Annotated in this window: 7 protein-coding genes; 1 reads left to right on the top strand and 6 read right to left on the bottom strand. The window is 70.4% G+C overall.

All coding sequences use genetic code 11. From position 1 onward, the window contains the following. Positions 1-116: 116 nt before the first annotated feature. The 6 genes from rho to argS all read right to left on the bottom strand — a co-directional run bounded on the left by rho (position 117) and on the right by argS (position 8,866). On the bottom strand, positions 117-2,072 hold the full coding sequence (rho, locus tag FNH05_RS23285) for a transcription termination factor Rho (RefSeq protein WP_144590849.1): 1,956 nt from the start codon (positions 2,070-2,072) through the stop codon (positions 117-119). Between the two features lie 390 nt (positions 2,073-2,462). Beyond that, a complete protein-coding gene (gene thrB, locus FNH05_RS23280; RefSeq protein WP_144590848.1) occupies positions 2,463-3,344 on the bottom strand; it encodes a homoserine kinase in 882 nt (293 codons plus the stop codon). Beyond that, on the bottom strand, positions 3,341-4,405 hold the full coding sequence (gene thrC, locus FNH05_RS23275; RefSeq protein WP_144590847.1) for a threonine synthase: 1,065 nt from the start codon (positions 4,403-4,405) through the stop codon (positions 3,341-3,343). The genes thrB and thrC overlap by 4 nt, the downstream gene beginning before the upstream one ends. Positions 4,406-4,451: 46 nt before the next feature. Beyond that, a complete protein-coding gene (locus FNH05_RS23270; RefSeq protein WP_144590851.1) occupies positions 4,452-5,765 on the bottom strand; it encodes a homoserine dehydrogenase in 1,314 nt (437 codons plus the stop codon). A gap of 5 nt (positions 5,766-5,770) precedes the next feature. Next, complete coding sequence (gene lysA / locus FNH05_RS23265) at positions 5,771-7,204, bottom strand: diaminopimelate decarboxylase (protein WP_144590846.1); 1,434 nt, start codon at positions 7,202-7,204, stop codon at positions 5,771-5,773. A 6-nt stretch (positions 7,205-7,210) separates the two neighbouring features. Beyond that, positions 7,211-8,866 carry an arginine--tRNA ligase gene (argS, locus tag FNH05_RS23260; protein WP_144590845.1) on the bottom strand — a complete coding sequence of 552 codons (1,656 nt, stop codon included), beginning with the start codon at positions 8,864-8,866 and terminating at the stop codon, positions 7,211-7,213. Between the two features lie 105 nt (positions 8,867-8,971). On the opposite strand from argS, the gene FNH05_RS23255 reads away from it, so the two are divergent. Beyond that, positions 8,972-9,641 (top strand): thioredoxin-like domain-containing protein (locus FNH05_RS23255; RefSeq protein ID WP_186382694.1); only part of this gene is annotated, 670 nt, incomplete at its 3' end.

The following is a 9,641-nucleotide window of genomic DNA, read 5'->3' as shown; positions in this document are numbered from 1 at the left end:
AGTGTATAAGAGACAGGAACTGAAGCAAGGGATGTTTGCTACGGATCGCGATCCGTAGCAAACATCCCTTGCTGTCGTTTTCCGGCTCGGTGCCCTGCCGGGCACCCCTGTCCGGATCAGTCGTCGTCGGAACCGAGGGCGGTCTTCGACACCTGCATCAGGAACTCGATGTTGGTCTTGGTCTTGCGCAGGCGGGACAGCAGCAGGTCGATGGCCTGCTGGGAGTCCAGCGCGTGCAGGACCCGGTGCAGCTTGTGGTGCACCGCCAGCTCGTCCGGCGAGAGCAGCAGCTCTTCCTTGCGGGTACCGGACGGGTTGATGTCGACCGCCGGGAACACCCGGCGCTCGGCGATCTTGCGGTCCAGCTTGAGTTCCGCGTTACCGGTGCCCTTGAACTCCTCGAAGATCACCGTGTCACCGGTGGACCCGGTCTCCACCATCGCGGTGGCGAAGATGGTCAGCGAGCCACCGTTCTCGATGTTGCGCGCCGCGCCGAGGAAACGCTTCGGCGGGAACAGCGCCGTCGAGTCGACACCACCGGAGAGGATCCGGCCCGAGGCCGGGGCCGCCAGGTTGTAGGCGCGGCCGAGACGGGTGATCGAGTCGAGCAGGACCACCACGTCCATGCCCATCTCCACCAGGCGCTTGGCCCGCTCGATGGACAGTTCGGCGACCGAGGTGTGGTCTGACGGCGGGCGGTCGAAGGTGGAGGCGATGACCTCGCCCTTCACCGACCGCTGCATGTCGGTGACCTCTTCCGGCCGCTCGTCCACGAGCACGACCATCAGGTGGCATTCGGGGTTGTTCGTGGTGATCGCGTTCGCGATGTCCTGCATGATCGTGGTCTTACCGGCCTTCGGCGGCGACACGATCAGCGCACGCTGTCCCTTGCCGACCGGCATCACCAGGTCGATCACCCGGGTGGTCAGCCGGTGCGATTCGGTCTCCAGACGGAGCCGCTCGTTCGGGTAGAGCGGGGTCAGCTTGGTGAACTCGGGCCGCCGCTTGGCCTGCTCCGGGTCCAGCCCGTTGACGGAGTCCACCCGCACCAGCGGGTTGAACTTCTGCCGCTGCTGCTCGCCCTCGCGCGGCTGCTTCACCACACCGGTGATGGCGTCACCGCGGCGCAGGCCGTACTTGCGGACCAGCGACAGCGAGACGTACACGTCGTTGGGACCGGGCAGGTAGCCCGAGGTCCGCACGAACGCGTAGTTGTCCAGCACGTCGAGGATGCCCGCCACCGGGAGCAGGACGTCGTCCTCGCGGATCTCGGTCTCGGTGCCCCCGCCGCCCTCGCCGCGGCCACCGCCACGACGGCGACGGTCCCGGAAGCGACGGCCGCGACGGCCGCCGTCCTCGTCCTCGGCATTACCACCGGCGTTGCTGCCGCCGCGCTCACGCTGCTGGCCACCCTGGTTCTGGGCCTGCGCGTTCTGCCTGCGCTGCTCGCCGTCACGCGGACCACCCTCACGGGAACCACCGTCACGGGAACCGCCATCGCGGGAACCACCGTCGCGCTGCTGGTCGCCGCCGCGCTCACGCTGCTGGCCACCGGCGTCGGGGCTGCCGCCCGCACGGCTCGAACCGCGACGCCGCCGGCTGCCGCCCTCGCGGCGGGTGCCGTCCTCGCCCTGCTGGCTGTCCTCGCCGGCCTTCTCGCTCTGCGGCGCCTTCTCCGCGGACGGCCTCTCGGCCGTCTTTGCGGCAGCCCTGTCGGCCTTGTCCATCGGCTTCTCCTGCTTCTCGGCAGGCACGGTCACGGACGCCGCCGGCTTCTCCGCCGCGGCGATGCCGTCGAAGGGGAGCGTTTCGCCCGTCGCGGCCGCCGCGCGCTTGCGCGGGCTCTTGCCCTGGCGCTCGCGGATGGCGGCGATCAGGTCGCCCTTACGCATGCCCTTGGTATCCCCGACACCCAGTTCCGCCGCGAGTTCCCGCAGGTCAGCGATCACCATGCCGGACAGGCCGCCGCTGCGGCGCTTCGGCGTGTTGCCGTTCGACTGGTCCACTGACCCCGACGCGACCGGTGTGGCCTGGGCTGCCAGGTCACCGCTCAAAAGATCGGTGTTGCTCACACATGTCCTTCCTGACCGATCCACGCCTCCAGGTGGATCAGCGGACTACCGCTCGCGTCTGATCGCGAAACGGTTTTCTCCTGCCCCGGTGCGGCTTCTCCAGCCAAGACCGCAGGTCACAGCGGCGGAACCGCCACACGAGGGTGTTGCCTGCTCCATGAGGAGCACGCTGAATTCGTCACCGTTGCCACCGGACACCCGCCTGAGGTCTATCCCTGCGTCAGCTCTGCGGAATTATCGGTTCAACTGAGGATGAGACCCGGGAAGGAACCCCCGGGACCGACGCCGGGTGCGGACTGCACGCGGTGATCGAACGCCCCCGAGGGTAGACCGAGCAGGCAGTGGGTGCAACAACCACCCCCGGTGTGGCGTAAATCCGCCGCACCGCCGCTACCCGGTCGTGACCTGAACCCCGGCCAGATCGACCGGCAGTTCGGTGACTTCGAATCCTTCAACCACGACCGATGCCGGAATTATTCCGTCCGTGGTGAGCGCCAGCACGGTGGGCCCGGCTCCGGAGACGGTGGCGGCGATCCCGGCGGCCCGCAGATCGGCGACCAGCCGGGCCGTCTGGGGGTAGGCCGGCGCGCGATAGTGCTGGTGGAGGCGGTCCTCGGTGGCCGGGAGCAGCAGGCTCGGATCGCTGGTCAGCGCGTGCACGGCGAGCGCGGCGCGGCTCGCGGTGAACGCGGCGTCGGCGTGCGGCACCTCGGCGGGCAGCAGCCCGCGGGTCGCCTCGGTCTCCGACCGCTCGGCGGGCACGGCCAGCACGGGCCGCAGCGACGGATGCGGGGTCAGCCGTTCCGCGTGAAAGCGGCCCTTGTCACACCAGGCGATGACCAGGCCGCCGAGCAGGCTCGCGGCCGCGTTGTCGGCGTGGCCCTCGAACTCCGACGCGAGTTGCACCGCCTCGGCGTCGAGCGGCCGTCCGGCCAGCCCGTAGGCCGCCGCGACCCCCGACACGACGGCCGCCGCGGACGAGCCGAGCCCGCGCGCGTGCGGAATCGCGTTGAAACAGCGCAGGTGCACACCGGGCAGGGACAGCCCGAGCCGATCGCAGGCCGCCCGCAGCGCGCGCACCACCAGGTGCCGCTCGTCGGTGGGCACCTCGGCCACTCCCCCGGCGCCGGCGTCGAGGACCTCGACCTTCAGCCCCGAGTCGATGACCTGCACCTCGATCACGTCGTGCAGGCCCAGCGCCAGCCCCAGGGTGTCGAAACCGGGGCCGAGGTTGGCCGAGGAGGCGGGCACGGAGACCCTGACCGAGGTCACGACAGCTCCAGCGCCGCTGCCACCGCCGAAGGGTCGACGGCGAGGGGCTCGACCTCCACGTTGCCCTCGAGCGCGGTGGCCGGGTCCTTGAGCCCGTGCCCGGTCACGGTGCAGACGACGGTGGCGCCCTTGGGGAGCCTGCCGTCCTCGGCGGTGAGCAGCAGGCCCGCCACACTGGTGGCGGACGAGGGCTCGACGAACACGCCCTCCCGGGAGGCCAGCAACCGGTAGGCGGCCAGGATCTGCTCGTCGGTGACCTTGTCGAACAGGCCGCCCGAGGCGTTGCGGGCGTTGACCGCGCCGTCCCACGAGGCGGGGCTGCCGATCCGGATCGCGGTGGCGATGGTTTCCGGGTCCTTCACCGGTTCCCCGAGCACGAGCGGCGCCGCGCCCGCGGCCTGGAAACCGAACATCCGCGGTGTGGTCTCCACCACACCGTCGGCGGCGTAATCGGTGTAGCCCGCCCAGTAGGCGGTGATGTTGCCCGCGTTGCCGACCGGCAGGCAGTGGATGTCCGGCGCCCGGCCGAGCACGTCGCACACCTCGTAGGCGGCGGTCTTCTGGCCGACGATCCGCACCGGGTTGACCGAGTTGACCAGGGTCACCGGGTGGTCCATCGCCGTCTTGCGGGCGAGTTCGAGGCAGTCGTCGAAGTTGCCGTCGACCTGCAGGATGCGGGCGCCGTGGCGCACCGCCTGGGCCAGCTTGCCCATCGCGATCTTGCCCTGGGGCACGAGCACGGCGCAGGTCAGCCCGGCGCGCGCGGCGTAGGCCGCCGCCGAGGCCGAGGTGTTGCCGGTGGACGCGCAGATGACCGCCCGCAGCCCGCTGGCCAGCGCGTGCGTGATGGCCACCGTCATCCCGCGGTCCTTGAACGACCCGGTCGGATTGGCGCCTTCGACCTTGAGGTAGACCGTGCAGCCGGTCAGCTCGGACAGGTGGGGCGCGGGCAGGAGCGGGGTGTTGCCCTCGCCGAGGGTGACCACCTTCGCACCGGCCGGGATCGGCACGCGATCGGCATAGGCTTCGATGATTCCGGGCCAGCCGGGCCTGGCGTTCATGAGAATGTCCTGTTCGAGAGCAGCACGCGGCCTTCGCGCATGGTCGTCAGTCCTCGCCTTCCACGCGCATCACACTGACCACTTCGTGTACGACGTCCATTTTCCCAATCGCTTCGACGGTCGCCTGCAGGGCCGCGTCAGGTGCGAGGTGGGTCACGATGACCAGGCTCGCGGTGGCGTGCCGGTCGCGCTGGCGCACCGCGGCGATGCTCACGTCGTGCGCCGCGAACACCTGCGCGACCTGGGCGAGCACACCGGGCCGGTCGGCCACGTCGAGGCTGACGTGGTAGCGGGTCGGGGTCTGCCCCATCGGGCGCACCGGCAGCGCGGCGTGCGCCGACTCGCGCGGGCCGCGCCCGCCGACCACCAGGTTCCGCGCCACCGCGACCAGATCACCGAGCACCGCGCTGGCGGTGGGGGCGCCCCCGGCGCCCTGCCCGTAGAACATCAGTTCCCCGGCCGCGTCGGCCTCGACGAACACCGCGTTGAAGGCGCCGTTGACCCCGGCCAGCGGATGGCTGCGCGGGATCATCACCGGATGCACCCGGGCCGAGACCGACTCGGTGCCGTCGTCGGCGGTCACGCGCTCGCAGATGGCCAGCAGCTTCACCGTGCGCCCCAGCGCCTTCGCCGCGGCGATGTCTGAGGCGGTGACCCCGGCGATGCCCTCGCGGTGCACGTCCGAGGCCGTCACGCGGCTGTGGAAGGCCAGCGACGCCAGGATCGCCGCCTTCGCCGCCGCGTCGTACCCGTCGACGTCGGCCGTCGGGTCGGCCTCGGCGTAACCGAGCCGGCTCGCCTCCTCCAGCGTCTCCGCGTACCCGGCCCCCGTGGAGTCCATTGCGGACAGGATGAAGTTGGTGGTGCCGTTGACGATGCCCATCACCTTGGTGATGCGGTCACCGGCAAGCGACTCGCGAAGCGGGCGCAGCAACGGGATCGCACCGGCGACCGCGGCCTCGAAGTAGAGGTCCGCGCCGCTGGCGTCGGCCGCCTCGAACAGCTCCGCCGAATGCTCCGACAGCAGGGCCTTGTTCGCGGTGACGACCGATTTTCCCTTGCGCAGCGCGGTCAGCAGCCAGGTCTGGACCGGTTCGATCCCGCCGATCAGCTCGACGACGACGTCCACATCGGACTCGACGAGCGCGGCCGCGTCGGAGGTCAGCAGGTGTTGCGGGAGTTCGGGATGCTTGTCCGGGCGGCGCACCGCGATCCCGGCCAGCTCGACCGGCGCCCCGGCCCTCGCCGCGAGCTCGTCGGCCTGCTCGGTGAGCAGCCGGGCGACCTCGGAGCCCACCGTGCCGCAGCCCAGCAGGGCCACCCGTATCGTCTTCCCGTCTGCAGTGGACAGTCCAGCCATCGAGGTCAAGACACCTCCAGGTGCAGCATGTCGTCGATGGTCTCGCGGCGCAGCAGCAACCGAGCGCTGCCGTTGCGCACCGCCACGACCGCCGGACGCGGCTGCCGGTTGTAGTTACTGGCCATCGAATAGCAGTACGCCCCGGTCGCGGCCAGCGCGAGCAGGTCGCCGGGGGCGAGGGAGTCGGGCAGCCAGCAGTCACGGACCACGATGTCGCCGGACTCGCAGTGCTTGCCCACCACGCGCGAGAGCGCGGCGCTCGCGTGCCCGTCGCCCTCGTCGGCGGAACGGGACACCAGACGGCAGTCGTAGACGGCGTCGTAGAGCGCGGTCCGGATGTTGTCGCTCATCCCGCCGTCGACGCTGACGTAGCGGCGGCTGGCGTCGTCGCCGAGCGAGACGTCCTTGATGGTGCCGACCTCGTACACCGTGACCGTGCCGGGACCGGCGATCGCGCGGCCCGGCTCGCCCGCGATCCGCGGCACCGGCAGTCCGGCGAACTCGCATTCCTTGCGCACGATCTCGCGGATCTGGGTGACCATCTGCGCGGGCGGGGGCGGGTTGTCCCGGTCGGTGTAGGCGATGCCGAACCCGCCGCCAAGGTCCACCAGGGACAGCTGTTCGAGCAGGCTCTCGCCGTGTTCCTTGGCCAGTTCGGCGAGCAGGCCCACCACGCGGCGGGCGGCGACCTCGAAGCCGTCGGCGTCGAAGATCTGGGACCCGATGTGGCTGTGCAGGCCGATCAGGCGCAGCGAGGGGGCGTTGAGCACCCGGCGCACCGCCTCGGCCGCGTCCCCGGCGGCGAGGGAGAAACCGAACTTCTGGTCCTCGTGGGCGGTCGCGATGAACTCGTGCGTGTGTGCCTCGACGCCGACGGTGACCCGCACCAGCACGTCCTGGACGACCTCGCGGCGGGCGGCGACCTCGGCCAGCCGGGCGATCTCGTAGTACGAGTCGAGCACCACGGTGCCCACCCCCGCGTCGAGCGCGGCCTCCAGTTCGGCCACCGACTTGTTGTTGCCGTGGAAGGTGATCCGCTGCGGCGGGAAACCGGCGCGCAGCGCGACGGCCAGCTCTCCCCCGCTGGCCACGTCCATGCTGAGGCCCTGCGCCTGCACCCAGCGGGCGATCTCGGTGCACAGGAACGCCTTGGCCGCGTAGTGCACCAGTGCCGGATCGTCGAAGGCCTCGGCGTACTCCGCGCAGCGCGACTTGAAGTCCGCCTCGTCCACCACGAACAGCGGGGTGCCGTAGGTCTCGGCGAGCTCGCGGACGTCCACCCCGGCGATGCGCACCACCCCGTCGGGGGCGCGGAAGGCGTTGCGGGGCCACACCTTCGGGTAGAGGCGGTCGAGCTCGTCGGCGGTGGTGGGCGGGAACCCGGCCGTGTCGGCGTGCGGGTAGACGTCGGCGTGCCGAGGTCCTGCGGGGTGAGCCATGATCCCTTACATCCGTTCCGGGGCGGAGACACCGAGGAGCGCCAGGCCGTTCGCCAGCACCTGGCGCGCGGCCTCACACAGCGCGAGCCGCGCGAAGGTCAGCGGGGTGGCCTCGGCATCGCCCTCCGGCAGCACCCGCGCCACGTCGTAGAACTTGTGGAAGGCGCTGGCCAAGCCCTCCAGATAGCGGGCGACCCGGTGCGGCTCGCGCAGTTCGGCGGCCTTTTCCACCACCTTGCCGTACTCGCCGATGGTGCGGATCAGATCGCCCTCGCGCTGGTGCGTGAGCAGGCTCAGGTCCGCCTCGGGGTCCAGCTTGAGGCCCAGTTCGGCGGCGTTGCGCTGGACCGAGGCGAGCCGCGCGTGCGCGTACTGCACGTAGTAGACCGGGTTGTCGTTGCTGTGCTTGCGCAGCAGGTCCAGGTCGACGTCCAGGCTCGAATCCACCGAGTACCGGGTCAGCTCGTAGCGGGCCGCGTCCACGCCGACCGCCTCGACCAGGTCCTCCATGGTGATCACGGTGCCCGCGCGCTTGCTCATCCGCACCGGTTTGCCGTCGCTGACCAGGTTCACCAGCTGGCCGATGAGCACCTCGACCACCGCGGGGTCGTAGCCCATCGCGGCGGCCGCCGCCTTGAGCCGGGCGATGTAGCCGTGGTGGTCGGCGCCCAGCATGTAGATGCACAGGTCGAAGCCGCGGCCGACCTTGTCCTTGAGGTAGGCGATGTCACCGGCGATGTAGGCCGGGGCGCCGTCGCTCTTGATGACCACGCGGTCCTTGTCGTCGCCGAACTCGGTCGAGCGCAGCCACCAGGCACCGTCGGCCTCGTACAGGTTGCCGGACTTCTTCAGCTCCTCGACCGCCCGCTCGACGGCGCCGCTGTCGTGTAGCGAGCCCTCGTGGAAATAGACGTCGAAATCGGTGCCGAACTCGTGCAGCGACTTCTTGATCTCCGCGAACATCAGCTCGATGCCGATGCCGCGGAAGGCCTCGCGCCGCTCGTCCTCGGGCAGCGAAAGCGCATCGGGACGCTGGCGCAGCACTTCGGCGGCGATGTCGGAGATGTAGGCACCGGCGTAACCGTCCTCGGGCGCGGGCTCGCCCTTGGCGGACGCGATCATCGAGTTGACGAACCGGTCGATCTGGGCGCCCGCGTCGTTGAAGTAGTACTCGCGCGTGACGTCGGCTCCCTGGGCGGCCAGGATGCGGCCGAGCGCGTCGCCGACCGCGGCCCACCGGGTGCCGCCAAGGTGCACGGGGCCGGTCGGGTTCGCGGACACGAACTCGAGGTTGATCCTGCGGCCCGCGAGCGCGTCGCCCCGGCCGTAGCGCTCACCGGCGGAGAGCACCTGGCGGACCGGCTCGGCCTGCGCGGCCGCGGCGAGCCGGAAGTTGAGGAAACCGGGGCCGGCGACCTCGGCACTGGCCACCCCGCTGTCCTGGGCGACCTCGTCGGCCAGCGCCTGCGCGAACTCGCGCGCGGAAAGACCGGCCTTCTTGGCCACCTGGAGTGCCAGGTTGGTGGCGTAATCACCGTGCTCCGGATTGCGCGGACGCTCGATCGTCACTCGTTCGGGCAGCTCGACGTGGCCGAGACCACGGTCGGAAAGTACCTTCACGGCGGACGAACGGACGAGGTCGGCGAGCACGGCGGGAGTCACCAGGCGAGTGTATGTGGCAGCGCCTCGGGCGTTGACGCCGACCAGACACCAAGTCCTTACACTTCGTCCTGGACAAATCGATCCCGACCGGGAATTGCGGGGGCCATGGCGAACGGCACGAAGAAAAAGGGCACTTCCGTCAAGGGCCTGAAGTCGGCCCGCAACTCCGTGGTCTCCCAGCGGGGAGTCCCGTGGGGAACCATCGTCGCCGTGGTCGCCGTCGTGGCGCTGGCGGCCGCGGTGGTCACCTACTACATGGTGCAGTCCGCGCCCAAGCGCGCGGCGGCGGCCTGGGCACCCACCGCGGACAACCCCGATCCCTCGCTCAAGATCCCCGGGATCGTGACCACCCAGTACAAGGGCAGTGTGCACATCCTGCCCACCGAACGGGTCGCCTACGACAAGACCCCACCCTACGGCGGGCCGCACGACGGGTACTGGGCCGCCTGCAACGGCATCGTCTACCCCAAGGCCGTGCGCAGCGAGAACATGGTGCACGCGCTCGAACACGGCGCGGTGTGGATCACCTACAACCCCGCGCAGGTCACCGGGGACGGACTGGACAAGCTGAAGAAGCGTGTCGAGGGCAAGCAGTACACGATGATGTCGCCCTACCCCGGCCTCGACAAGCCGATCTCGCTGCAGTCCTGGGGCCACCAGCTCAAGGTCGACAACGCCGACGACCAGCGGATCGACGAGTTCATCACGGCACTGCGGACCAACCAGAACACCTACCCCGAGGTCGGCGCCTCCTGCGACGCGCTCGGTGCCGGCA

The organism is Amycolatopsis rhizosphaerae, from assembly GCF_007713715.1.
In the GTDB taxonomy this organism is placed as follows: Bacteria; Actinomycetota; Actinomycetes; order Mycobacteriales; family Pseudonocardiaceae; genus Amycolatopsis_E; species Amycolatopsis_E rhizosphaerae.
This window is presented reverse-complemented; position numbering and strand designations above follow the sequence as displayed.

Coding starts and splice junctions, on each gene's coding strand:
- thrC (WP_144590847.1), bottom strand. CDS start 4,405: ATGAACGCCAGGCCCGGCTGGCCCGGAATCATCGAAGCCTATGCCGAT.
- FNH05_RS23270 (WP_144590851.1), bottom strand. CDS start 5,765: ATGGCTGGACTGTCCACTGCAGACGGGAAGACGATACGGGTGGCCCTG.
- lysA (WP_144590846.1), bottom strand. CDS start 7,204: ATGGCTCACCCCGCAGGACCTCGGCACGCCGACGTCTACCCGCACGCC.